The following is a 24,436-nucleotide window of genomic DNA, read 5'->3' as shown; positions in this document are numbered from 1 at the left end:
GTTTAGGTTGGTTTGTTAAAATCAACCTTTTTAATTTTTGAAAGACGTCATGATACAAGAGAAGGCGGGTAGACCTATTTTTTCTATTTTGTTTGCCGTGAGTATGGTGCATCTTCTGAACGATATGATTCAGGGAGTGATACCGGCAACCTATCCCTTGCTCAAAGAAGAGCATCATCTAAGCTTTTCTCAGGTTGGGATGATTACAATGGTTTATCAGATAGCAGCTTCAATATTCCAGCCTGTTGTAGGCTCATTTACGGATAAACATCCTGTACCGTACTCCCAGATTATAGGGATGTCTTTTTCACTTCTCGGTATGTTTTTGTTTTCGAAAGCACATAGTTATGAATGGATCTTATTTTCTGTTTTTCTGGTCGGGATTGGATCTTCAATCTTTCACCCTGAATCTTCTCGTGTAGCTTATATGGCGTCGGGAGGAAGAAGAAGTATGGCACAATCTATTTTTCAGATCGGAGGCAATGCAGGGACCGCAATGGCTCCAATCATTGTCGCTTTTTTGGTTTTACCGAGAGGGCAACAGGCGATCGCTTGGATGTGCTTATTTACCATTCTCGGCCAATTTATATCTTATTATATCGGTAGTTGGTATAAAAAGAGGCTTCAAAGCTCCGCTAAATCAACGAAGAGAACAATACGCGTACCTGATCTACCCAATAGCAGAATCGTCGTGACGGTTATTATACTCCTATTACTGATTGTTTCAAAATACTTCTATATAGCAAGTATCACAAACTACTTCCAGTTTTATACAATCAAGAAATTCGGAATCAATGAAGTGGAAGCACAAGTCTATCTATTTTATTTTCTGATAGCCGTTGCGGTGGGAACCCTACTTGGAGGAGCATTCGGCGATCGATTTGGTCGCAAATATGTCATCTGGTTCTCCGTCTTGGGCGTTGCGCCATTTGCATTGGCATTACCCTATGTTGGACTTACGATGACGGGGATATTAATCGTGATTATTGGGTTGATTTTATCATCAGCTTTTCCAGCAATTATTGTTTATGCACAAGAACTATTGCCTAAAAAGTTGGGTATGGTTTCAGGTTTATTTTACGGCTTTGCATTTGGAATGGGGGGGATTGGATCCGCTGTACTTGGCTGGCAGGCAGATCATACTTCCATCGAGTTTATTTATCACTTATGTTCCTATCTGCCATTGATCGGTATTGTGGCTTATTTTCTTCCCAATCTACAAAAAACACCTTATAAAGAAATTTAGATTTAACATATAGGCATATGTTAAAAAAGAAAGAGCGGATTTCAATAAAGTATCCGCTCTTTTCTTTTATTACTTGAGGCAGTCCATCCAGGCTGAGGCCATCATTTGTGCCCCAGCAAGCGTGGGATGTACGCCGTCCGCAGCCCAATAGGCACCAGGGGCGTTCTTTTGAGCATTGTCGAATATTTTTTGATAGGGGATAAGAATTGCTCCAAATTCTTTGGCGATCTCACGAGCGGATTCTTGATAAGCCAAAAATTTTGGATACCAAGCTTCAGTAATGTGACCTACACCCTTTACTGCAAAAGGCTCTCCAATAATCAATTTGACATTTGGAAGCTTTTGTAATGTCTCCTGCAATAGCTGTTTGTACTGGGATTTATACTCTTCAACCGTAGTCTGTGCTCCTCGATCGATTGTCCGCCAGAAATCGTTCACACCAATCAAAATACTCAATACAGTAGGGTTAATTGCCAGAGTATCCTCCTGCCAGCGCTTTTGAAGATCGGGTACACGATTTCCGCTAATACCTGTATTATATACCTTTAGTCTCTTTGCTGGATATTTATTTAAGAGTTGGCTGGCAGCCAATAAAGCATAACCATGCCCCAGCGCTGCGGTGTCATTGGCATTTTTGTTATTTCTATCTCGGCCCACATCCGTAATGGAATCGCCCTGAAATAAAATGATGTCGTCGTTATTTAAAGTGATTTTTGAGGAACCGACTGTTGATTCGTGTGCGAATACATCGTTTCTCAGTAAATCGGCGCCAGTCAATAGACCGGTGCCAATAATGCTTTTTTTGATAAATGATCTGCGGTTTGTGTTCATTATTAGGTTTTTGTTATGTTTAAAGTTACATACTTTAGGCATACTTTTCCAAACCTTTTATAATGATGTTACAAGCTTTTTCAATTTCTAGATTTGTAATAGTCAATGGTGGGGCGACACGGAGTGCCGTTTCACAATGCAGATACCAATCGATCATAACCCCTTTTTCAGCACAATACTTACTCACATTGTAAACTTGATCAAAAGAAGCCAGTTGCAGACACATCATAAGGCCTAGTCCTCGAATTTCTTTAATTGCAGGATGCCTGAGTTTTTCTTTAAATAAAAGCGATTTTCGCTCAACCTGTTCGACTAATTTTTCTTCCTTGATAACAGCTAGTGAAGCCCGCGCTGCGGCACAACTCACAGGATGCCCCCCGAAAGTTGTGATGTGCCCAAGCATGGGATTATCCTTAATAACGTCCATCACTTCTTTGGCTGCAACAAATGCACCCAAGGGCATACCGCCTCCGATGCCTTTGGCAAGCATCAGGATATCTGGAACAATAGCAAAATGTTCGAAGGCGAAAAGACGGCCTGTTCGACCGAAACCTGTTTGAATTTCATCAAAGATCAGTAAAGTACCTGTTTCATTACAGCGTTTTCTAACAGCTTGCATGTAAGCGATATCCGGGACTCGGACACCAGCTTCTCCCTGAATAGCTTCGAGGATGACAGCAGCAGTTTGTTCCGTAATCTTTGTGAGATCTTCCATGTCATTAAACCCGATAAAATCTATTTCGGGAAGGAGGGGGGCATACGCTTTGCGATACTCATCGTTTCCGATCAGACTGAGCGCGCCTTGTGTGCTGCCGTGGTACGCTTTTTTTGCAGCGATAATCTGCCTGCGACCAGTATATTTCTTTGCTATTTTCATAGATCCCTCTACGGCTTCCGTTCCACTGTTGGTGAGGTAGACTGATTGAAAATTAGCGGGAAGTTCTGCTAGTAATTCTGTAGCAAATTGCACCTGTGGCGCCTGCACAAATTCACCATAAACGGTGACATGTAAGTACTGCTCCAATTGTGATTTTATAGCCTCTAAAACCTTCGGATGACGATGGCCTATATTGCTGACATTGAAGCCGGAGACCAAATCCATATATTCTTCTCCATTGGGGCCATAAAGGTAGACACCTTCAGCCTTAACTACTTCAACCAATCTAGGTGAGCTAGATGTTTGAGCAGTATTCATTAAAAATAATTCTCTGTTGCTTAACATGATCTTACAAATGTCCGAAAATAAAAAAGAAGTCTTCAAGACTTCTTTTTTATTTTCGAGATTATTTTCTTCTATTCTGCAGGGATTTGTATAGATGTTCTCTGAATTCCTGTTCTACTTCAAAAAATTGCGATGCCCGCGCATTGCCAATAACTTTGGCAAATTTGACCCGGTATTCTTTTTTGATCTCCACTTCTTTAACATCATACTGTAAGACATCTCTGGAACCACCTCTAAAACTATTTTTGGGAGCACCATTCAATTTTTCTTTTCTGATATCCCAAAGTGTTTGGCTATACTCATTATAGAGCGGAAAGAATTGCTGAGCCTCTCTTGGCGTTAAATCTAGTTCTTTAGTAATGTAAGCTATTTTTTCATTTTCTATAGCTTGAAATCGATTTTTGTCTTGTGCAAAGCCCAAGGCAATAGAAAATATACTAAAGAACAATGTTATCCATATGTATTTTTTATCGAACATCATTATAAGGTATAGTTTAGATAATCTTCTATTTCTTGTTTAGATATATTACTCCCAAATCCCTTGGTAGGGAGATTCGCTTCATCGGTATACTGGGACATATAGATCATATCATCACCAGAAGCTGAAGCCGCAAGGTAATTAATAATTTCCTGCTTAGGAATTTCTGACAAATGTTGGCTCAACTGCTCTTCTGCAACTGTTTCTACGGGAGCTGCATTTTGTTGTTGATACTGATACCCCCAATATCCTCCTATGCTCAACATGGCGGCAAAAGATGCTGCAACAGCATAGCGTGCATACCATTTTTTCGGTCTTCCTATTTGATGGATAGGTGTATGATCTTTTTCAGGCTCCTGCACAGCATTAATAATACTTTCGGAAAGAGTCTCAAAATAATGTTGTGGTACATCAAAGCCTGCAGTCACAACCGTTTCTTTGAGTTTTTCTTCAGCGATACGAGCAAAAATAGTCGATTCAACTGTTTCTTCATAGCCGACCGGAACAGAGAAACCATCTGTAGGAACTGTTTTCTTCAATTCCTGTTCAGCTAAACGGGCGAAGATGGAATCTTCAAGCGTTTGATTATAAGCAGAAGGCATTGTAAAGCCATCAGATGCAATCGTTTCTTTTAATTTGTCTTCTAAAATTCGGTTGAGGATAGTTGAAGATAGTTCGGAAGCATAATTTTCAGGAATTTCAAAGCCGTCAGTAGCAACTTGATTTTTTAAATTGTCTTCTGCTACTTTACACATAATGGCCTCAGATAGGCTATCAAAATATCCTTCTGGAACCTCAAAGATGGATTCTTCCTTGCATTCAATCAATTTGACTTGCGTAATTATTTTTGATTCTAAATCACTGAAATAATTTTCAGGTAAGCCAAATGGATTTTCACGCAACGATGCTGGAAGATTTGTAGGCTCCAGCCCATCATGATATGTGCCATTTTCCTTCATAGTATTTGTTAGAACCTAATTTCGCTAAAAGGTTTAATCGTTGTTGTTAAAAAATGCCTCTATTTTTTTGACGGCCAAATGATAAGAGGCTTTAAGCGCTCCAACACTTGTTCCGAGAACTTCTGAAATCTCTTCATATTTCATGTCTTCAAAATATTTCATATTGAAGACCAATTTTTGCTTCTCTGGCAAGGTCAACAAAGCCTGTTGTAATTTCATTTGAGCTCTATCACCATTGAAATAATTGCCATCAGCAAGCGTTTCTGCCAGATAAGCAGTCGTGTCGTCATCCAACGACACGTTCTGCTTTTGCTTTTTCTTATTTAAGAAGGTAATACATTCATTTGTTGCAATACGATAAAGCCACGTGTATAACTGTGAGTCTTCCCGGAAGTTCCCAAGGTTCTTCCATACTTTCACAAAAATATCTTGTACAACATCGTCCGCATCGTCATGATCGATGACCATTCTTCGCACATGCCAATAAATCTTCTGTTGATATTTCTTCAACAATAAACGGAAAGCTTCTTCTCGCGTACTCTCTTCGGCGAATTTTGCTATAATTAAAGCGTCATCCATATATTGACTTGTGTAGTTTTGTTATTTTCTTTTGATTACTTTTTGAGCCGCTGCAACAATAGCCGCTGCATTCAGACCGTATTTTTCCATCAATTGAGCAGGAGTACCTGATTCTCCAAAACTATCATTTACAGCAACGTATTCTTGTGGAGTAGGCAACTCTCTTGTTAATACCTGAGCAACGCTATCACCTAAACCGCCAAGACGATTATGCTCTTCCGCCGTTACGACACATTTGGTTTTAGCAACAGATTTTAAAATAGCTTCTTCATCCAAAGGTTTGATTGTATGGATATTGATAATCTCAGCGTTGATGCCCAACTCAGCTAATTGCTCACCAGCTTGGATAGCTTCCCATACCAGATGACCTGTAGCAATGATCGTAACATCCGTTCCTTCATTTAATAATACCGCCTTACCAATCACAAATTCCTGATCAGCAGGAGTGAAGTTAGGAACTACAGGACGGCCAAAACGCAAATAAACCGGTCCATCATATTTGGCTGCAGCAATCGTAGCGGCTTTTGTTTGATTGAAATCACAAGGATTGATCACTGTCATTCCAGGCAACATTTTCATCAAACCGATATCTTCTAAGATTTGGTGAGTTGCACCATCTTCACCTAAGGTTAGACCAGCATGTGACGCCGCAATTTTTACATTTTTGTCCGAGTATGCGATCGATTGGCGAATCTGATCATAAACACGGCCTGTTGAGAAATTTGCGAATGTACCTGTGAATGGTATTTTACCACCGATCGTAAGTCCGGCAGCAATACCCATCATGTTTGCTTCCGCAATACCGATTTGGAAAAAGCGCTCAGGAAATTCTTTGATAAAATCGTTCATTTTTAACGAACCGATTAAATCAGCACATAATGCAACTACATTCTCATCTTGCTTTCCTGCTTCTAGTAAGCCCGCACCAAATCCTGAGCGTGTATCTTTTGACTCTGTATAAGTATATTTTTTCATGCTAGTAATCTCCTAAAGTTTCTGTAAGCTGATTCAACGCCGACGCCAATTGTTCGTCATTTGGAGCAACACCATGCCATTTATGAGAACCCATCATAAAATCAACACCGCTACCCATTTCAGTATGCATCAGAATAATAACCGGTTTACCTTTTCCTGTGCGTGATTTAGCTTCTGCTAAACCTGCAACAACAGCATTCATGTCATTGCCTTTAGCAATTTCCATCACATCCCAGCCAAATGCTTCCCATTTTGCACGAAGATCACCAAGAGATAATACTTGATCTGTAGATCCGTCAATTTGTGCTTTGTTATAGTCAACAGTAGCAATTAAATTGTCGATTTTGTTGTGTGGTGCGTACATTGCAGCTTCCCAAACTTGGCCCTCCTGCAATTCGCCATCACCCATTAAAACATAAACTAGATTATTGTCTTTATTCAATTTTTTTGCCTGTGCGGCTCCAATTGCAACAGATAATCCTTGGCCCAATGATCCCGAAGCAATACGAATACCCGGAAGGCCTTCGTGTGTTGTTGGGTGACCTTGAAGTCTGGAATTGATTTTTCTGAACGTTGCTAATTCGCTCACTTCAAAATATCCCGCATGCGCCAATGTACTGTAAAATACAGGAGAGATGTGTCCATTTGACAGGAAGAATAAATCTTCTCCTTTTCCATCCATGTCAAAGGAAGGATTGCGTTTCATTGCATTGAAATAAAGCGCCACAAAGTAATCTGTACAACCTAACGAACCACCTGGGTGTCCTGATTGACAAGCGTGTACCATACGTACGATATCACGTCTTACCTGTGATGCAATTTGTTCTAGTTTGTTAATATCTGCACTCATTTTTTTTGTTGGTTTCACAATTGGTCGTAAAGTTAACTATTTTTAAGCTAGATGCTTGTTAAAAAATGAATTTATATTGACTTATCCCAGATCGACGATGTGTTTGATCTGCGGATTTTTATTTTTTTTGTACCTTGCTTCACTTTATAAAACCAACAATTTTCAGCATAATGCCTAATCAACTCAAAAGCAGCCTTATTATTTCAGCGCTCTCAGCCCTTTATTTGCATTCTTCTGCCCAGCACATCAACATTTACCATAAGGATTGGATCGATTTTAACAAAAATGGGAAAAAGGATATTTATGAAGACCCCAAACAGAAAATAGCCAGTCGCGTGGAGGATCTGTTGCGTCAAATGACTGTTCAAGAAAAGGCCAATCAGACGGTTACACTCTACGGTTATGGGCGGGTTTTGAAAGATGAGCAGCCCACTGCCGCTTGGGACAAAGAGATTTGGAAACACGGCTTGGCCAATATCGACGAAATGTTGAATAGCTTGGCTTATAATAAGTCGGCAAAAAGTTCATTTTCGTATCCCTTCAGCCGCCATGCTCAAGCCTTAAATAATGTTCAAAAATGGTTTGTGGAAAACACACGACTTGGTATTCCCGTTGATTTTACCAATGAGGGGATTCATGGACTCAACCATGATCGCGCTACTTCCCTGCCGGCACCAATCAATATTGGAAGTACATGGAATACTTCACTGGTACGTAAAGCTGGCGATATAATTGGTAGGGAAGCCAAATATCTGGGCTATACCAATGTCTATACGCCTATTCTTGATGTTTCTAGAGATCCGCGCTGGGGAAGAGTGGTTGAAACCTATGGCGAAGATCCGTTTCATATTGCTGAAATGGGGAAACAAGTTGTTTTAGGGATTCAACAAAATGGAGTCGCATCCACATTGAAACATTATGCGGTCTATTCTGTGCCCAAAGGGGGAAGAGATGGCAATGCACGTACGGATCCTCATGTTGGCTTTCGTGAGATGCATTCGCTTCACCTCTATCCATTTAAAAGGGTCATAAAGGAAGCCAAACCCTTGGGAGTCATGAGTAGTTATAATGATTATGATGGCGTGCCTGTATCTGCCAGCAGCTATTTTTTACAGGACTTACTCCGAAAAGAGTATGGTTTTGAAGGGTATGTGGTGTCCGACAGTGAGGCTCTAGAGTTTATTTACAACAAACACCATGTTGCTGCAAACTATAAAGATGCTATTAAACAGGCATTAGAGGCGGGTTTGAATGTGCGGACAAATTTTGATCCACCGAGTACATATCTAACGCCACTAATGGAACTAATAGAAGAAGGAGGGCTGGATATCAAAATATTGGATCAGCGGGTTCGCGAAGTCCTGACCGTGAAATTTAAACTGGGTTTATTTGATCATCCATTGAGAGAAGATATAGCGATAGCCGATAAAAAGGTGCATACCCCCGCAGATGAAGAAGTATCACTTCAAATGAATAAGGAGTCTATTGTTCTGTTGAAAAATGAACAGAATCTTCTCCCAATAGACGTGAATAAATACAAACGAATTTTGGTTACGGGACCAATGGCAGAAGCAACAAATTATACGACAAGTCGCTATGGACCTTCCAATAATCCGATCACCACCATCAAAGATGGGATTATAAACTATGGAAAAACAAAGGCACTTCGGGTTGATTATGCAAAAGGGGTAGATGTCGTGGATAAAAACTGGCCTGAGAGTGAGATTATTCCAACAGACTTGTCCGGCGAGGAGCTGGAAAAGATGGCCGAAGGTGTTCGTCTCGGTAAAGAATCTGACCTAATCATAGCGGTAATGGGCGAGTCGGAACGGGAAGTCGGTGAAAGTCGATCGCGATCAGATCTAAATTTGCCAGGCAAGCAACGCGACTATTTAATGAAATTGAAGGAAACAGGTAAACCTATTGTGCTGGTACTTGTCAATGGTCGTCCACTTACTGTCAATTGGGAAAACAAATATCTACCTGCAATTGTGGAGAGTTGGTTTCTTAGCAATCAGTCGGGAAATGTTCTTGCCGAAATGCTGTTTGGAGGGTATAGCCCTAGTGGAAAATTGCCCATTTCATTTCCGAAGTCCGTCGGACAGGTTGAAATGAATTTTCCGACCAAGCCCGCTGCACAGGCGGGGCAACCTGGGGTCGGACCCAATGGGTGGGGCAATAGTCGGGTTGTTGGATTCTTATACCCTTTTGGATATGGATTAAGCTACACAGATTTTAGTTTTTCAAATTTACAACTCGCTAAGAAACAGATCAGACCAACGGATTCCCTTACAGTTACGGTTGATATTGAAAACATAGGGAAGAGGAAAGGCGCCGAAGTTGTTCAGCTTTATATCAAAGACGTGCTGTCTTCGGTAACGACATATGAGATGGATTTGCGTGGATTCGAAAAAGTTGAACTTAATCCAGGGGAAAAGAAGACCTTACAGTTTACGATCTTACCTGCCCACCTGGAACTTTTGGATCAGCACAATAACTGGACAGTTGAACCCGGCAAATTTGAACTATTTATCGGTAATTCTTCTGTTAATCTTCCGCTTAAAGATTCATTTGAAGTAGTCAATTAGGTTAAAAAATGCTATACCAAGCAGATGGTGGATAGCGATTATTTCTTCTTAAGACTAGTGAATAAAAAAAGGATTCAGCAAAATTAATTACTGAATCCTTTTTTTATTGTATCGAATAGCTGTGATTACATGGCCTCAGCGACAACTTCAGTCACTTCTGGAACCATGCGTTTCAACAATCCCTCAATTCCTGCTTTTAATGTGATTGTCGAAGATGGACAACCACTGCAAGAACCTTTTAGTTCAACTGTCACAATACCTTCGTTGAAGGATTTATAATGGATTGCTCCACCATCTTGTTCAACAGCAGGTCTTACATAATCATGTAATACTTGTTGTATCTTCACTTCAGTTTCAGTACCTTCAAAATTAACCTCTGTATCGTGGTGTACCGTTTTTACAGCAAGTTCAGACTCTACAGCACCTTTTACAAAGTCTTTTAGCAAGGCTTCAATGTCTTCCCATTCCGCATCTTCAGTTTTGGTAATGGTCACGAAGTTACTTGCAAAAAATACCCCATTTACAAAGTTAAATTTGAATAATTCAAGTGCAAACGGTGAATCTTGTGCTGCTTCTTTATTTGGAAAATCCACACTACCGTTGATCAACAATTTATTGACCAAGAACTTCATTGTAGAAGGGTTGGGTGTAGACTCTGTATATACGTTAATCGTAGCCATGTAGTATCTATTTTTATTCCAAGCAAATATAGGTCAAATGAAGCTTTGTTAAGGTCATCTATAAGTAAAAGCTTATAAAGTGACACCTGTGTAGTTAGAAGGACTGATCGCTTTCAGTTCCTCTTTAACTTCCGCTGATACATTTAGATTATCAACAAATGTTGCTATCGTTTCTTTTGTAACATGTGTGTTGGTACGTGTTAGGTCTTTTAAAGCTTCATACGGCTTTGGATAGCCTTCCCTTCTCAATATAGTTTGTAGTGCCTCCGCAACAACAGCCCAATTATTTTCAAGATCATTGGCCAACGCCTGTTCGTTTAAAATCAATTTGCGTAACCCTCTCAAAGTCGATTTAATAGCAATTAGGGTATGTGCAAACGGAACACCAATATTACGTAATACCGTAGAATCTGTTAAATCTCGTTGAAGGCGGGAAACTGGTAACTTAGCCGCAAGGTGCTCAAAAATGGCATTTGCAATACCTAAATTTCCTTCTGCATTTTCAAAGTCAATCGGGTTGACTTTATGTGGCATAGCCGAAGAACCGATTTGACCAGCAGTGATTTTTTGTTTAAAATATTCCATCGAAATATATGTCCAAATGTCACGGCATAAATCGATGACAATATTGTTTATCCGTTTTAAGGCATCACAGCTCGCCGCAAAGTTATCGTAATGCTCAATCTGTGTGGTCGTTTGTGAACGGTCTAACCCCAAGATATTGTTTACAAAATTATTCCCAAAATTGATCCAATTTGTCGCTGGATATGCAACGTGATGCGCATTAAAATTACCAGTTGCGCCACCAAATTTAGCGGAATACGGTACTTGATGTAATAGTTGCAATTGACGTTCTATGCGTTCGATAAAAACATAAAACTCTTTACCCAAACGAGTTGGAGATGCCGGTTGTCCATGGGTACGTGCCAACATCGGGATGTCTGACCATGACGTTGCTAATGATTTTAACTCATGAAGCAACTCTTCTATTGCCGGTGTATAACTTTCTTTAATGGCTTCTTTCCAGGAAAGTGGAATCGCTGTGTTATTGATATCTTGTGAAGTCAAACCAAAATGGATGAATTCAAGGTAGTCCTGTAATCCTAATTTTTCAAATTGATCTTTTAGAAAATATTCAACTGCTTTAACATCATGGTTCGTAACTTTTTCTGTGTTTTTGATCCAAATGGCATCTTCTTCAGAAAAATTCCTGTAGATATCCCGCAATTTTTCATTGAGTGTTTTGTCAAACTGTTGTAATTGAGCAATACCGGATTCACTTAATGCAATAAAATATTCGACCTCTACGCGTACACGATATTTTATTAAAGCAAATTCGGAAAAAAATGCTGAAAGTTCATTAGTATTATTGTAATAGCGTCCGTCAATAGGCGTAACTGCTGTTAAAGATGATAAAGCCATAGATTGAATGATTTTTGGCAAAGGTAAAAAAATGCTTGGAGCTTAGCAATTTAATTGGTGTAGATATAAAAAAAGCCTCCTTGTTGAAGGAAGCTTTTTATACGGTGTAAATTCTTTTTCAGAGAATTAGTGAGCAGCTTTAGTTGAATCAACTTTAGCAGCAGCTGAATCTACAGCAGTTTTTGCTGAATCCAATTGCGTGTTAGCTGAATCTAAAGCAACGTTAGCTGAATCAGTAGCAGCGTCAGTTTTTTTAGCTGTTTCACCACATGATGCGAAAGCCAATGTTAAAGCTAAACCTAAGAAACCGAATTTGAATGCGTTTTTCATTTTATTAAAATTAAAATATTTTTAAATCTTGTTATTTAGGAGTTAATACCATTAAACCAAAAAGGTAACCCCTGTATTTATTTTTTTTAAAAAAAGAAAGGCCTTTCGTAAAAAAGGCCTTCCAAAAGCTTTATTCAGTCCTGAATTATTTAGTAGCAGCTGAATCAACTTTAGCAGCAGCTGAATCAACTTTAGCAGCAGCTGAATCAACTTTAGTAGCAGCTGAATCTAATGTGTTAGCAGCTGAATCAACTAAAGCAGAAGCTGAATCTGCAGCACCTTCAGCTTTTTTCTCTGAATTGTTACAAGATGCGAAAGCTACAGTTAAAGCTAAACCTAAGAAACCGAATTTTAATGCGTTTTTCATTTTCTAATTTTCTAATTTAAATTGAAATAATTTTCTTTTTCATCTCTTAATACACGTAACCAAAAAAGGTAACCCAAAAAATGATGTTTTTTTAAAAATATTTTTAACACATTGTTTTTCATTTATTTATAATTCTATGTTTTATTCAAAACATTCCTGATTCCACTATTTTATTGATAGGGGATTGGGCGATATAAGGTAAGATATTGTCCATTCGTTTGTTTACCGGATAATTCCATCATGTCAATTTGTATCATGTCATTTCCAAACAATTTTGGATTATTTTTCTTATTTTAAGAAGTAAACACTTAAAAAGAAATTGCAGTTATGTTTGATAAAGTAAAGAATATAATGGATTTGGCAAAATCAATAGACTTTGGCAAATTGGAAGAAATATCGAAGAAAGTGGATTTGGGAGCAGTCATGGATGCCGTATCAAAAATGGATGATAAGCAGCTACATGGTTTAATGAAAATGCTAAGTGCAGGAAAAGAAAAAAAGGAATTACCGCCTATTAATGGTGATTTCTATGCTATGGATAGCAAATTAAACGATTCAGATCGTGCATTGCAATTGAAGGTAAGGGAGTTTATGGAGACCGAAGTTAAGCCAATCGTCAATAAATATTGGTTAAGAGATGAGTTCCCTTTTGAAATAGTACCGAAACTAGCAGCTTTAAATATTTGTGGCTATACCTACGATGGGTATGGTTGTATGGGAGGAAGTTCATTAATGGAAGGGATCATAGCGGCGGAGATAGCACGGGTAGATGCTTCTGTAGCGACTTTCTTTGGCGTACAGAGTGGTTTAGCCATGGGATCAATTTATATTTGCGGATCCGAAGAGCAAAAACAAGAGTGGCTGCCCAAAATGCAGCAGATGCAAGTGATTGGTGCTTTTGGTTTAACAGAGCCCGAAGTAGGGTCGGGAGCAGCAGGCGGATTGACAACGACCTGTAGGAAGACAGCTGAAGGTTGGGTCTTAAATGGTCAAAAAAAATGGATCGGGAATTCCACCTTTTCCGATATCACAATCGTATGGGCAAGGGATCTTGATGATGGCGAAGTTAAGGGGTTTATTGTACGAAAGGATAATCCAGGTTTTTCAGTTGAAAAAATTAAAGATAAGATGGCTTTGCGCATTGTGCAGAATGGCCTTATTACTTTAGCGAATTGTATCGTTCCAGAAAGTGATCGCCTGCAAAATGCGAATTCCTTTAAAGATACAGGAAAGGTTCTTCAGATGACGCGAGCAGGTGTCGCTTGGATGGCCGTAGGATGTGCGCGGGGTGCTTATGAAAATGCCTTGGATTATACGCGTAAAAGGAAGCAATTTGGTAAACCAATCGCTTCTTTTCAACTTATTCAAAATCACCTGGTTGAAATGTTGTCCAATTTAACAGCTATGCAAACGCTTGTCTTCAGATTATCTGAATTACAGGATAAAGGTGAACTAAAAGATGAACATGCCTCGCTGGCTAAAGTCTTCTGTTCTTTACGTACGAGAGATATTGTTTCCAAGGCTCGAGAGGTCATGGGTGGAAACGGTATTCTGTTGGAGTATAATGTCGCACGGTTTTTGGCCGATGCCGAAGCAATTTATTCCTATGAGGGGACAAAAGAAATCAATTCACTCATAGTTGGTAGAAGTATAACTGGATTTAGTGCCTTTGTTTAGGCGAGATCCGGCTGGTTTTTGACTTCCTGTTGCCAAATATCGCTTAATACATAAAAAGGGCGTTGTTTTTTAAACAATGCCCTTTTTACTTCAGTTGGAGCAAAAAAGCAATTTTCTATTTCCGTTTAAATCGCATAATAGCAATATCTCCCATGATAAATGTCAAGGTATTCTCGCTTACACTATAGGTGTTTACCTTTTCCAATGTCGAAAAGAAAGTTGCTTCACCATTACCTTCGCAGGCCATTTTAGTTGACATAATCGGGCCAAAATTAATGGTATTTCCATTGGTTTTAAAAGTCGTATTGTAGTTATTGCAGCTACTATTTCCGTTTACTTTACCACTGGCAGCATCAAATGTCATTGTTGGTTTACGATTGGGATATAGACCATCGAAAGCGATCCGTGGGCCGGATATATAATCAAGTTCCCAAGTTCCACTAAGTTCTTGTTTATTGTTCTGAATTAACTTAAATTTTGCCAGGGGAGCCATCTTAGCTTTGTTCAGGCTAAGAATGCCATCCTTAACCGTATAATTATCTGCAGCAGTCAGGTTTTTGGATAAAGCTTGTTCAATAGACATATCCGGACAGGCCATCATCGTAGACATGCCCTGAGCAAATTTAATCTTTCCATTTTTTGATAATGTCAATTCTCCACCGATGCCATTACATCCGCCACTTGCACTGTAACTTTTTTCGTCCAGCTGGAGGTAAGGCATTTTGCCGTTGATCTGATCCGCTACAGGCTGTCCATTGATTTCAATCAATTGCCATTTTTTTCCAATTACTGACGACATGCTACTGTCTGTGTTCTGCTCATTCGCGTTCTTCTTGATCACAGAGCAACTTCCAAGACTAACGATTAAGATGGCCAATATGGCGATGTTTTTAAAGTTCATATTCTAAATTTTAACCTATTAACACCCTTTTTAACGTTTGGTTTGACGAAATGCTACAAAAGTTCACAAACAAAGAAGGCTTCCAATTTGGAAGCCTTCTTTATCAGTATGATAAATCTTACGATTTGTTTTTATTTTGTTGTGCTTGTTGTTGTGCGCGCATCATCTCTTCCATTTTCGTTTGGAAGCTCGATTTTTTATCTGCTTTTGGATTCTTTTTATTTTCCTCCAATTTAGCTAAGATTTTCTCATCATTCACCATGGTGCGAATAACCAACTGAGTCAAGAACGTAAATAATGCACTTAAGAAATAGTAGTAGTTCAAACCTGCTGGGAAGCTATTCAAAACAAAGAAGAAAATCAAAGGCATGATATAGCCCATGTATTTCATTTGTCCTGTAGCACCAGATGTAGCGTTGTTATACCAAGTCGTCAACAATGTTGTCAATGTCATCAAGATACACATCAAAGAGATGTGGTTGAATGATCCAAAAATAGGTGCAAATGTAAACAGTGTATCATAGGTTGACATATCCTTCATAAACAAGAAGCTTTGTCCTCTCAATTCAAATAAATTTGGAAAGAAGTAGAAGAACGCAATTGTAAATGGCATTTGTAGGACAAGCGGAAGACATCCACCAAGTGGATTTACACCAACCTGTTTGTACAATTTCATTTGCTCCTGCTGCATCAACATTTGATTATCTTCACCCACTTTTGCTTTGATCTCATCCAGCTGCGGTTTTAATACACGCATTTTTGCCATAGAGACATAAGACTTGTAGGTCATTGGTGAAAGAATCAGCTTCAACATCAATGTCAATAAAAGGATAACGATACCGTAGCTCATATGGAAACCATCCAGGAAGTTAAATACAGGTACTGTAATCCATTGGTTGATCCAACGCATAGGGCCCCAACCCATATTGATGATCGATTGGTAGTCATTACCCTCGGCCTTCAATACATTGTATTGATTTGGTCCAAAGAAGAAGTTTAAGGAATAGTTATTGTCCTTATGATTATCAAATGCCAATTCTGCGTTTGTATTATAGAATTTGACGATGTCGGTTTCTGAAGCATGTTTTACATCCACTTTTGCATTGACAAAGCCATCTTTAGTGCTGAGGATATTAGAAAAGTAATGCTGCTTGAATGCAATCCATTGTACTTTTTTCTCCAATGCTTCATCCGCATCTTTTGATTCTGAAAGATGATCTACTTTATTATCTTCTTTATAATACAGTGTAGATTTCTGTCTTTCAGATTCTATGTTTTGCTCTTTTTGTCTCAACGCGGTGTTCCAGTTAAGGGTCAACGTTTTTTGACTCTGCGGAATTAAATTCTGTATCCCTTTTGTGTTAATATCCAGTCCAACATTATAGCCTTTACCAGCAATCGAGTACACATATTCAATATACTGTTCGGCACTGTAATTTAGTCGGAATTTTACAGATTGTTTACCTTCACCAGAAACTTGGATATCCGAAGATTCTGTATTGAAGTATAAATCATTTGTTGATACGTTTTGACCAGCTGCGTTAAATTGAAAACCAAACTTATTGTCCTCACCATCAAAAAGCATCAAAGGTTTTCCATTGAAATTCTTTTCGCCTTTTAGTTCTACGGATTTAACCTTACCACCTTTTGTACTGATTTTGGCAATGATTTTCTCGTTTTCAATCGTAATGACTTTCTCCGTTCCAAATTTTGTCGCACCAAAAGGCTTTTTCAATTCCGCCGAATCAGCAATCACTGCTGTTTGTGCTGCTTTGGCTTTAGCGGTAGAGTCACTTTCGGCAGGCAGTCCTTTTTCTGTGCGCGCTTTAGCCTCTTGTCTCGCTTGTTCTTGTTTGATTTCCGATTCTGAAGGCTTCATCAGGTAAAATGAACCAGTGATGATAGCAAACATCAGGACCAAACCAATTAGGGTATTTCTATCCATTTTTAATAATTAAACTTAATTAATTGTATCCTTCTATTACTACTTTGATTTTTTGTTGGCCAAAGCAGCGGCTACAAAGCTAACAAAAAGTGGGTGAGGATTTGCAACAGTTGACTTTAATTCTGGATGAAATTGTCCGGCAACGAAAAATGGATGGTTTTTCAATTCGACAATTTCAACTAATCCAGTCTCCGGATTGAATCCTGAAGCAATCATTCCAGCTGCTTCATATTGTTTTAAATAGTCATTGTTAAACTCATAACGGTGACGGTGTCTTTCAGAAATTTTTGTTTTACCATAGATGGCAAAGGCCTTAGTTCCTTTTTTAATTTCACAGTCGTAAGCACCTAAACGCATTGTACCGCCCATACTGGTGATATTTTTTTGCTCTTCCATCAAATTGATGACCGGATTGCTGGTGTTGGCATCCATTTCAAAACTGTTGGCATCTTTTAATCCCAATACGTTTCTTCCGAATTCGATAACCGAACATTGCATACCTAAGCAGATACCAAAGAACGGAATATTATTTTCACGAACATACTGAATAGCATTTAGCTTACCATCCAAGCCGCGTTCACCGAAACCCGGAGCAACCAAAACTCCATCCATACCTTTCAGCTTTTCAGCAACATTTTCTTTTGTAACACTTTCAGCAGCAATATAGCTCACTTTTACTTTACATTCGTTTGTTGCGCCCGCATGGATAAATCCTTCGATAATAGACTTGTAAGCATCTGGAAGCTCAACATATTTTCCGACCAAAGCAATATTAACTTCACTTGTCGGGTTTTTGAGCTTACCTAAAAAGTTTTTCCAGTTTTCTAGATCAGGCTCATTTTTGTTGGAAAGTTTTAGCTTTGTTAATGCTGTTTTATCAAGATTCTCCTTCAACATCAATAATGGGACATCATAAATCGTCGACGCATCGATAGATTCTACGACGGCGTTGATGTTGACATTACAGAATTGCGCTAATTTTTTACGGATTTCTTGCGATAATTTATGTTCAGTACGACATACTAGAATATCAGGTTGTACACCATATTCCAATAATGTTTTTACGGAATGCTGGGTAGGTTTTGTTTTAAGCTCACCAGCAGCAGCCAAATAAGGGACTAAAGTCAAATGGATAACCAGTGAATTATTGGCTCCTAATTCCCAGCGAAGCTGTCTTACGGCCTCCACAAACGGTAAGGACTCAATATCGCCTACAGTTCCGCCCAATTCAGTGATGATAATGTCATATTTGCCGGACTCACCCAACAGTTGCATTCTGCGTTTTATCTCATCGGTGATATGGGGAATCACTTGAACGGTTTTTCCTAAATATGCACCTTCACGTTCTTGTTGGATAACGTGTTGATAGATGCGGCCTGTCGTGACGTTATTTGCTTGTGAGGTAGGGACATTCAGGAAGCGCTCGTAATGACCTAAGTCAAGGTCTGTTTCAGCGCCATCTTCTGTAACATAACATTCTCCATGTTCATATGGATTTAATGTTCCTGGATCGATGTTAATGTAAGGGTCGAATTTTTGAATGGTAACTTTATAGCCACGCGCTTGGAGAAGTTTAGCAAGGGAGGCAGCAATAATACCTTTCCCCAACGACGAAGTAACGCCGCCCGTAACAAAAATATATTTAGTCATAACAATTAAAGGATTTTCAATTTTATGTGGTCAAAATGACCAATAATAGTTGCTCTATGTACGGGATACAAAGATAGCAATTTTTATTCAAAATCAGAATTGAAGATGGCTCGATTAATTAAATTAAAAATAGATATTACCTTGGCTATCTATTGTTGTCTTTAATGTAGGCTGTGCTTTTGACTTGATTTCAATGCGATAGAAATTATTACTGTTTGAAAATACAATCTCATAATTTTTGTGCTCATTTATAATTTCAGGATATAATTTGCTTAGCTCCTGAATTGACGTTGCATAGCGTTTTTTATCCTTTCTATAGATCTGTTGCAGGTAAAAGATATTCCAGGTAACTTTTTCGAGTGCGAGGAATTGCTCATCGATAGGTTGATGGTCTGTGTCGTTAACAAATTTTATATGTCCCCATCGCTCAGGGTAATGCATATTAACGAGGCCGATTGGAGACCATACCCAGTTCTCTTCAGCGAGCGTCTTACCCGTGTTGTCTTTTCTCTTGCTGTAGGTTGTTTCGGTGTTGTCATAATGCCACTGAACACGTGAGAAGTTTATCTTCCAGGTTTCATTTGCTTTAATCTGATTTCCTTCGCCAAAGTATTTTAGACTTTTTACAGGTATTTTCATTTCCACAGTCCAAAATTCATCCTTGTCTTGAGGATTGTTGATGGACCCAGCATGATAGACTGCACTTTCCATATCTTTTGTGTCCCAATTTAGATTAGCCCTGCCGCCAAAGCGATAAGGTTTAGTCATCAAAAGATCCATTACGGTATTTAATGCGTTTATTTCAATCTCTATATATTCTGGCGATAATAGATTTGGCTTGAGAAAGATCTCAAAATCATTGTCATGATAGATGATTGTATCTTTTTGTCTTAAATATCCTTTGATATGGGGTTCTTGAAGCTTAGCAAAAATGTAAAGATTTTCTTTGTCCCAAAGCATCTTGACTTGTGTCTTAAAAGTAGGGGCAGGTTTATTTGATCCCTCAATATCCTTAAAAGAATCTGTCCATATCGCTTTTGACCAGGAAGCTTCACTGTCCTTTCCGTCAATCGTGATCGCATCTGTTACTGGAAGTACATAATACGTTTGAGGGCGCGACTGTAGCTGAAGAAATTCATTCAGATTTCGTTGTGCAAAAATAAAGGTCGGATAGATGATAAAAGTAAGGATAAAAGCTATAGTTCTCATCAAGATACAGTTTGATTTTTAGCGGTAGCCAAGTTGGGATGAAACAATACCAGTTTGTTTTCTGCTATTGTAATCATCTACGATTCTACCTTTCAGATACGGTGCTAAAAGTAAGTAAAATGTTTTAGCGCGGCAAAAAGAGGGTTGGAATTTTGAAGGACATTATCTAATTGTCCTAAATTTATTACAGAAGGAAGTTGGTTGTGCTGTCTGCGTTTGAGAAGCCAGGGCAATATAGTCAATAAAAAAAGGCTTTGAATATATTCAGAGCCTTTTTTTATGCTGTAATAGTCGTAATTAGATTCTTTTCGATTTAATACGAGCAGCTTTACCAGTAAGGCCGCGTAAATAGAATAATTTCGCGCGACGAACTTTACCGTAGCTGTTTACTTCAATTTTTTCAATGTTTGGTGAGTTTACAGGGAAAATACGTTCAACACCTACACCGTTTGAGATTTTACGAACGGTAAAAGTAGCGTTAGCACCTTCGCTGTTTAATTGAATTACTACACCTTGGTACACCTGTACACGCTCTTTATTTCCTTCGCGAATTTTATAATGAACGCTGACGGTATCTCCAGCTTTGAAAGCGGGAATTTCATTCTTTACTACCGCTTGTTCTTCTACAAATTTTACTAAATCCATGATTTCGAGTAATTATTAACGATTTATATCCTGTAAAAATCGGAATGCAATATTACGACTTATTTTCTGAATATAAAAATACTTTTTTAAAAAACTATTGACTGATATTCAAATCGGATGCAAAGATATGAAAATGAAATGGATAATCTAAAGATATTTTGAATATTCCTTTGTAGGCTATATGGAGAGGGTTTTTAATTACTAAATTCAATAGAATATGTGCTTTGTGTAAAAATATTGTGCAATCAATCAGCTATTTAGTGATTAATTTTCTTCAGGGTATTGACAAAGTCAAAAAATGATTCGATATTTGTGCCACACAAAACAAAGGTGATACCTTTTCGGGGTGTAGCGTAGCCCGGTATCGCGCCACATTTGGGATGTGGAGGTCGTAGGTTCGAATCCTGCCACCCCGACTTAAAAGCTCTAACGAACGTTAGAGCTTTTTTTGTTTCCTTCCTTTTATTCGTCCCGCAAGCTGTTTACAGGATTAGCTACGGCTGCTCGAATGGCCTGCCAGCTTACCGTAATCAATGCGATACCTATTGTTACCAGTCCTGCGAGCACAAACATCCACCATTGGATTTGGATGCGGTAGGCAAAGTCTTCCAACCATTTGTTCATCACTAGCCAGGCAATCGGCGAGGCAATTATCAAGGCAACTAATACGGGTTTTATAAAATCTCTGGACAATAAAGTAGTAACGCCCGATACCGAAGCGCCCAGCACTTTTCGGATTCCAATCTCTTTGTTTCGTTTGGCGGCCGTAAAAGAGGCTAAACCATATAGGCCCAGGCAAGCGATAAATATAGCTAATCCGGAAAAAAGACTGAGTATACGTTGTTGCCTAAGATCGGTTTTGTATAGCGTGTCGAATTTCTGGTCCAAAAAGCTGTATTCAAAAGGGTATAAAGGAGCTACTTTCCCAAATGCAGTTTTAATAGTTTTTAGCGCTACAGGGAAATCTTTTGTGTTTAAGCGAATGAGGGCTACCCTTAGATCATCAGAAGGGGCAATAACTAATGCATCCATGTTTTCTTTTAGAGATAGGAAGTTAAAATCATCTATTACACCAATGATTTTTCTGGGGGATTGATCGCGGATCGTATTTTTTATCCATTTTCCAATGGCCTGTTCGGGGGTAAATCCGAGCATCGATGTTGCAGTACGGTTAACTAATACAGCGCTAGTGGAGTCGGTGGGGTATTGCGCTGAAAAGTTTCGGCCTGCAATTATTTTGAGGTTTAGCGTGCTTACATAGTCGAAATCGGTGAATTCCGTCCTTGATCTCCACTTCTCCCCATTTTTACTCTCCACTTCAAACGTATGGCTATCGAAGAAGCCTCCTGGTTCACCCGACATAAAGGAGACCGATGCAATATCACTGCTCACAGATAATTCGTTTTTGAATGTACGAAGGTTGTTGTACAGTTCTTCATTGTCTATTGGAATAACCACAGTCTGTTGGTTGTCGTAGCCGAGTCCTAGTTCTTTCACATATTTCATCTGCTTGGAGATAATCAGTGTACCGATGATAAGTAAAATGGATATGCTGAATTGGAACACAACCAGCGTATGTCGGAACAGTGTGCCGCCCTTGCCCAAGCGCAATTTACCTTTTAATGCCTGTATAGGGGAGAAGGTTGAAAGGTATAAGGCAGGGTAACTTCCGGCTAATAGCCCTACTATGACAATAATTGCAATCAAAAAAATATAGATTGGCCATGAATTCCATGGGACCGTTAGGGTGTATCCCAATAGTTGATTATATACAGGCATGAGTAGTTGCAGTAGACATATGGCGAGTATGCAGGATATGGTGGTTAATAAAATGGATTCTCCGATAAACTGCCCCATTAATTGAAGACGTTGTGCTCCAAGTACCTTTCTTAAACCAACTTCTTTTGATCGGTCAACTGCACGTATTGTCGAGAGATTCATGAAATTGATGCAGGCGATAATCAATATAAGGATGGCGATGGAGAGAAAAATGTAAATAACTTTCTTGTCACCATGTTTTGCGCTGTCAAATGCGCTGTGGGATTCAAGATAGACATCTTTTAGCGGTGTAAGGGCAAGATCAAAATGGATACCCATATTGGTAGAAACTGCTTTCATATGCCTATTCATGAAATCGGGAAATTGCTTTTCCAGTTGCCTAACATCTTTATGTTCGTCAAGTAGGATGTAAGTGAATAAATTGTTGTTTTGCCAAGCTTTGAACGGTTCGGTATTGATATAATTGGATAATGGAATGATAAGATCAAATTCCAGATGCGAATTGACCGGAAGATCTTTTGCAATCCCGGTAACGGTTAATTGTTTCGTTTTATCAAGCTGTAGTATTTTACCGATGGGATTCTCATCTCCAAAATATTTTTTCGCAGTTTTTTCCGTTAATACAACACTTGTTGGATTTTTTAAAACAGTCATTGGATTTCCCTTGATGAGCGGAAAACTAAATAGTTCAAAGAAATCGTCATCTGCAATAAAGAGTTTCTTTTCATTGAATGCGATATTGCCAAAAGAGAATAACCCATTGGCAGGCATTACCCGTACAGCTTTTTTGATATCATCCGGATAATCGGTTATTAAGGCGGTGGCATAGGGTGCAGATAAATAAGGAGCGCGGTCTTTGGTGTTGTCAAAGCCACGCATGACCCGATAGATCCGGTCACCTTGGCTGTGAAACTTGTCAAAGCTAAACTGATTGGCGATAAACAGGAATATCATTGCGCAGACGGTGATGCCTATTGTTAAGCCAAGGATATTGATAAAGGAAAAAACCTTGTTCTTAATAAGGTTTCTCCAGGCGATTTGGAAATAGGTCTTTATCATACTTTTTGTTATAAGTGTTCATTCTGAACTTATGGTAATCAATCCCGTTGAAGGATAGGTTGATTTCTATTTTTGAAAAAATGTGCAATGAGTCAATTTCAAAAAAGCGGCCAAAGGGCTAAAGTGTTTTTAGTCAATAGATTGTATTCTTTCTTTTTGTGGTTAAAGTGTTTGGATTCGAACACTTCATGTTCATATTCGAACAGGCTACAGTTGGGAGGTCAAAAAGATTTTAATTGACAGGTGAGCGCTTGATCGAAGTGACAAATATTCGAAATAGCATTAGATTTGATGTATAAAGGGGAGCTATGTATCGTCAGGGCAAAGAGTATGTCGCAATATAACAACTTGTTAGTTTTATTTTATGTTTTTCATTTGCAAATAATTTGTAAGAAGCGTATATTTGTGCCACACAAAACAAAGGTGATACCTTTTCGGGGTGTAGCGTAGCCCGGTATCGCGCCACATTTGGGATGTGGAGGTCGTAGGTTCGAATCCTGCCACCCCGACTAGAAAAGCTCTAACGAAAGTTAGGGCTTTTTTCGTTTTGGGGCAAGAAGGCGAACCTACAGCCTTAGGATATTATTGAGTTTGATCCGGAGGAGACTCAGTCAGGGCCTGCCAATCCCACTATTTCAGCTAGCTAAGCGTTAACTTCGCTATTCAGGGCAGTCATGCTGGTTTTTAAAATTATTTTGGATCGAAATCGATATGTGTTTTAAATGTTTTGTAAATTATTTTACAATAAGTCAGCTTGTTAGGTGTTATGTAGAGAATATTTTTGAAAAAAACATATTTTTAATTTACTTTTGTGCCACACAAAACAAAGGTGATACCTTTTCGGGGTGTAGCGTAGCCCGGTATCGCGCCACATTTGGGATGTGGAGGTCGTAGGTTCGAATCCTGCCACCCCGACGAGAAAAGCTCTAACGAAAGTTAGGGCTTTTTTTGTTTCAGGGCATTAAGGCGAACTTACGGCCGGGTGCATTCTTCGCATTTTTTAACATTATATCCTTGTAAACCCGCTGTTAAACAGTTAAATTG

General features: G+C 38.9%; 20 protein-coding genes and 3 tRNA genes. 6 read left to right on the top strand and 17 right to left on the bottom strand.

Annotated features, from left to right (window positions below):
- The first annotated feature begins 49 nt into the window (after positions 1–49).
- Positions 50–1,246 carry an MFS transporter gene (locus K2F45_RS23490; RefSeq protein ID WP_088162914.1) on the top strand — a complete coding sequence of 399 codons (1,197 nt, stop codon included), beginning with the start codon at positions 50–52 and terminating at the stop codon, positions 1,244–1,246.
- A gap of 69 nt (positions 1,247–1,315) precedes the next feature.
- On the opposite strand, the gene K2F45_RS23485 is transcribed toward K2F45_RS23490, so the two are convergent.
- The 7 genes from K2F45_RS23485 to K2F45_RS23455 all read right to left on the bottom strand — a co-directional run bounded on the left by K2F45_RS23485 (position 1,316) and on the right by K2F45_RS23455 (position 7,140).
- Positions 1,316–2,077 carry an SGNH/GDSL hydrolase family protein gene (locus K2F45_RS23485; protein WP_088162913.1) on the bottom strand — a complete coding sequence of 254 codons (762 nt, stop codon included), beginning with the start codon at positions 2,075–2,077 and terminating at the stop codon, positions 1,316–1,318.
- A 34-nt stretch (positions 2,078–2,111) separates the two neighbouring features.
- Entirely contained in the window at positions 2,112–3,299 is a 1,188-nt protein-coding gene (locus K2F45_RS23480; protein ID WP_088162912.1) for an aspartate aminotransferase family protein, read from the bottom strand.
- A gap of 61 nt (positions 3,300–3,360) precedes the next feature.
- Positions 3,361–3,780 carry a hypothetical protein gene (locus K2F45_RS23475; RefSeq protein WP_232475616.1) on the bottom strand — a complete coding sequence of 140 codons (420 nt, stop codon included), beginning with the start codon at positions 3,778–3,780 and terminating at the stop codon, positions 3,361–3,363.
- Positions 3,780–4,736, bottom strand: coding sequence for a hypothetical protein (locus K2F45_RS23470; protein WP_088162911.1), 957 nt, complete (start codon positions 4,734–4,736; stop codon positions 3,780–3,782). The genes K2F45_RS23475 and K2F45_RS23470 overlap by 1 nt, the downstream gene beginning before the upstream one ends.
- A 33-nt stretch (positions 4,737–4,769) precedes the next feature.
- Positions 4,770–5,315 (bottom strand): RNA polymerase sigma factor, encoded by a 546-nt coding sequence (locus K2F45_RS23465; RefSeq protein ID WP_075994136.1) that lies wholly within the window; start codon positions 5,313–5,315, stop codon positions 4,770–4,772.
- 21 nt (positions 5,316–5,336) lie between these two features.
- Positions 5,337–6,290 carry a transketolase family protein gene (locus K2F45_RS23460; protein WP_075994135.1) on the bottom strand — a complete coding sequence of 318 codons (954 nt, stop codon included), beginning with the start codon at positions 6,288–6,290 and terminating at the stop codon, positions 5,337–5,339.
- A 1-nt stretch (position 6,291) separates the two neighbouring features.
- Positions 6,292–7,140, bottom strand: a complete 849-nt coding sequence (locus K2F45_RS23455; RefSeq protein WP_075994134.1) for a transketolase — start codon at positions 7,138–7,140, stop codon at positions 6,292–6,294.
- Between the two features lie 170 nt (positions 7,141–7,310).
- On the opposite strand from K2F45_RS23455, the gene K2F45_RS23450 reads away from it, so the two are divergent.
- Entirely contained in the window at positions 7,311–9,728 is a 2,418-nt protein-coding gene (locus K2F45_RS23450; protein ID WP_088162910.1) for a glycoside hydrolase family 3 N-terminal domain-containing protein, read from the top strand.
- Positions 9,729–9,853: 125 nt separating this feature from the next.
- Here K2F45_RS23450 and K2F45_RS23445 read toward each other — a convergent pair whose 3' ends face one another.
- The 4 genes from K2F45_RS23445 to K2F45_RS23430 form a co-directional block, all read right to left on the bottom strand.
- The gene (locus K2F45_RS23445) at positions 9,854–10,408 is read right to left on the bottom strand and encodes a NifU family protein (protein WP_088162909.1); all 555 of its coding nucleotides are present in this window, start codon (positions 10,406–10,408) and stop codon (positions 9,854–9,856) included.
- A 72-nt stretch (positions 10,409–10,480) separates the two neighbouring features.
- On the bottom strand, positions 10,481–11,830 hold the full coding sequence (gene purB, locus K2F45_RS23440) for an adenylosuccinate lyase (RefSeq protein WP_088162908.1): 1,350 nt from the start codon (positions 11,828–11,830) through the stop codon (positions 10,481–10,483).
- A 126-nt stretch (positions 11,831–11,956) separates the two neighbouring features.
- Entirely contained in the window at positions 11,957–12,160 is a 204-nt protein-coding gene (locus K2F45_RS23435; protein WP_088162907.1) for a PG1828 family lipoprotein, read from the bottom strand.
- 145 nt (positions 12,161–12,305) lie between these two features.
- A complete protein-coding gene (locus tag K2F45_RS23430) occupies positions 12,306–12,527 on the bottom strand; it encodes a PG1828 family lipoprotein (protein ID WP_075994129.1) in 222 nt (73 codons plus the stop codon).
- A gap of 327 nt (positions 12,528–12,854) precedes the next feature.
- Here K2F45_RS23430 and K2F45_RS23425 point away from each other — a divergent pair, with 327 nt between their 5' ends.
- Positions 12,855–14,204: an acyl-CoA dehydrogenase family protein gene (locus K2F45_RS23425; protein ID WP_198385988.1), complete on the top strand. Its 1,350-nt coding sequence runs from the start codon at positions 12,855–12,857 to the stop codon at positions 14,202–14,204.
- Positions 14,205–14,319: 115 nt separating this feature from the next.
- Here the strand turns inward: K2F45_RS23425 and K2F45_RS23420 are convergent, their stop codons facing one another.
- From K2F45_RS23420 to rplS, 5 genes are all read right to left on the bottom strand, one after another.
- Entirely contained in the window at positions 14,320–15,105 is a 786-nt protein-coding gene (locus K2F45_RS23420) for an META domain-containing protein (RefSeq protein ID WP_088162905.1), read from the bottom strand.
- A 118-nt stretch (positions 15,106–15,223) separates the two neighbouring features.
- A complete protein-coding gene (gene yidC / locus K2F45_RS23415) occupies positions 15,224–17,050 on the bottom strand; it encodes a membrane protein insertase YidC (RefSeq protein ID WP_120333254.1) in 1,827 nt (608 codons plus the stop codon).
- 39 nt (positions 17,051–17,089) lie between these two features.
- Positions 17,090–18,700 carry a CTP synthase gene (locus K2F45_RS23410; protein ID WP_248932531.1) on the bottom strand — a complete coding sequence of 537 codons (1,611 nt, stop codon included), beginning with the start codon at positions 18,698–18,700 and terminating at the stop codon, positions 17,090–17,092.
- A gap of 123 nt (positions 18,701–18,823) precedes the next feature.
- Positions 18,824–19,909, bottom strand: a complete 1,086-nt coding sequence (locus K2F45_RS23405; RefSeq protein ID WP_248932530.1) for a carbohydrate-binding family 9-like protein — start codon at positions 19,907–19,909, stop codon at positions 18,824–18,826.
- 297 nt (positions 19,910–20,206) lie between these two features.
- Complete coding sequence (gene rplS, locus K2F45_RS23400; protein WP_075994123.1) at positions 20,207–20,554, bottom strand: 50S ribosomal protein L19; 348 nt, start codon at positions 20,552–20,554, stop codon at positions 20,207–20,209.
- 342 nt (positions 20,555–20,896) lie between these two features.
- On the opposite strand from rplS, the gene K2F45_RS23395 reads away from it, so the two are divergent.
- Positions 20,897–20,970: transfer RNA gene (locus K2F45_RS23395), tRNA-Pro, on the top strand.
- A gap of 46 nt (positions 20,971–21,016) precedes the next feature.
- On the opposite strand, the gene K2F45_RS23390 is transcribed toward K2F45_RS23395, so the two are convergent.
- A complete protein-coding gene (locus K2F45_RS23390; RefSeq protein ID WP_145327967.1) occupies positions 21,017–23,392 on the bottom strand; it encodes an ABC transporter permease in 2,376 nt (791 codons plus the stop codon).
- 435 nt (positions 23,393–23,827) lie between these two features.
- Between K2F45_RS23390 and K2F45_RS23385 the strand changes: the two genes are divergently transcribed.
- Together K2F45_RS23385 and K2F45_RS23380 are read left to right on the top strand one after the other, a co-directional pair.
- Positions 23,828–23,901 (top strand) — tRNA-Pro (locus K2F45_RS23385).
- A 332-nt stretch (positions 23,902–24,233) separates the two neighbouring features.
- Positions 24,234–24,307, top strand: a tRNA-Pro gene (locus K2F45_RS23380).
- Positions 24,308–24,436 lie beyond the last annotated feature (129 nt).

Origin of the sequence: Sphingobacterium siyangense (genome assembly GCF_023277505.1) — a bacterium.
Taxonomy (GTDB): domain Bacteria; phylum Bacteroidota; class Bacteroidia; order Sphingobacteriales; family Sphingobacteriaceae; genus Sphingobacterium; species Sphingobacterium siyangense.
Note: the sequence above shows the minus strand (reverse complement) of the source record. Positions and strands in the feature narration are given on the sequence as shown.

Excerpts from the sequence above, each read along its gene's own strand:
- K2F45_RS23490 (WP_088162914.1), top strand. The coding sequence starts at position 50 with ATGATACAAGAGAAGGCGGGTAGACCTATTTTTTCTATTTTGTTTGCC.
- K2F45_RS23485 (WP_088162913.1), bottom strand. The coding sequence starts at position 2,077 with ATGAACACAAACCGCAGATCATTTATCAAAAAAAGCATTATTGGCACC.
- K2F45_RS23480 (WP_088162912.1), bottom strand. The coding sequence starts at position 3,299 with ATGTTAAGCAACAGAGAATTATTTTTAATGAATACTGCTCAAACATCT.
- K2F45_RS23475 (WP_232475616.1), bottom strand. The coding sequence starts at position 3,780 with ATGATGTTCGATAAAAAATACATATGGATAACATTGTTCTTTAGTATA.
- K2F45_RS23470 (WP_088162911.1), bottom strand. The coding sequence starts at position 4,736 with ATGAAGGAAAATGGCACATATCATGATGGGCTGGAGCCTACAAATCTT.
- K2F45_RS23465 (WP_075994136.1), bottom strand. The coding sequence starts at position 5,315 with ATGGATGACGCTTTAATTATAGCAAAATTCGCCGAAGAGAGTACGCGA.
- K2F45_RS23460 (WP_075994135.1), bottom strand. The coding sequence starts at position 6,290 with ATGAAAAAATATACTTATACAGAGTCAAAAGATACACGCTCAGGATTT.
- K2F45_RS23455 (WP_075994134.1), bottom strand. The coding sequence starts at position 7,140 with ATGAGTGCAGATATTAACAAACTAGAACAAATTGCATCACAGGTAAGA.
- K2F45_RS23450 (WP_088162910.1), top strand. The coding sequence starts at position 7,311 with ATGCCTAATCAACTCAAAAGCAGCCTTATTATTTCAGCGCTCTCAGCC.
- K2F45_RS23445 (WP_088162909.1), bottom strand. The coding sequence starts at position 10,408 with ATGGCTACGATTAACGTATATACAGAGTCTACACCCAACCCTTCTACA.
- purB (WP_088162908.1), bottom strand. The coding sequence starts at position 11,830 with ATGGCTTTATCATCTTTAACAGCAGTTACGCCTATTGACGGACGCTAT.
- K2F45_RS23435 (WP_088162907.1), bottom strand. The coding sequence starts at position 12,160 with ATGAAAAACGCATTCAAATTCGGTTTCTTAGGTTTAGCTTTAACATTG.
- K2F45_RS23430 (WP_075994129.1), bottom strand. The coding sequence starts at position 12,527 with ATGAAAAACGCATTAAAATTCGGTTTCTTAGGTTTAGCTTTAACTGTA.
- K2F45_RS23425 (WP_198385988.1), top strand. The coding sequence starts at position 12,855 with ATGTTTGATAAAGTAAAGAATATAATGGATTTGGCAAAATCAATAGAC.
- K2F45_RS23420 (WP_088162905.1), bottom strand. The coding sequence starts at position 15,105 with ATGAACTTTAAAAACATCGCCATATTGGCCATCTTAATCGTTAGTCTT.
- yidC (WP_120333254.1), bottom strand. The coding sequence starts at position 17,050 with ATGGATAGAAATACCCTAATTGGTTTGGTCCTGATGTTTGCTATCATC.
- K2F45_RS23410 (WP_248932531.1), bottom strand. The coding sequence starts at position 18,700 with ATGACTAAATATATTTTTGTTACGGGCGGCGTTACTTCGTCGTTGGGG.
- K2F45_RS23405 (WP_248932530.1), bottom strand. The coding sequence starts at position 19,909 with ATGAGAACTATAGCTTTTATCCTTACTTTTATCATCTATCCGACCTTT.
- rplS (WP_075994123.1), bottom strand. The coding sequence starts at position 20,554 with ATGGATTTAGTAAAATTTGTAGAAGAACAAGCGGTAGTAAAGAATGAA.
- K2F45_RS23390 (WP_145327967.1), bottom strand. The coding sequence starts at position 23,392 with ATGATAAAGACCTATTTCCAAATCGCCTGGAGAAACCTTATTAAGAAC.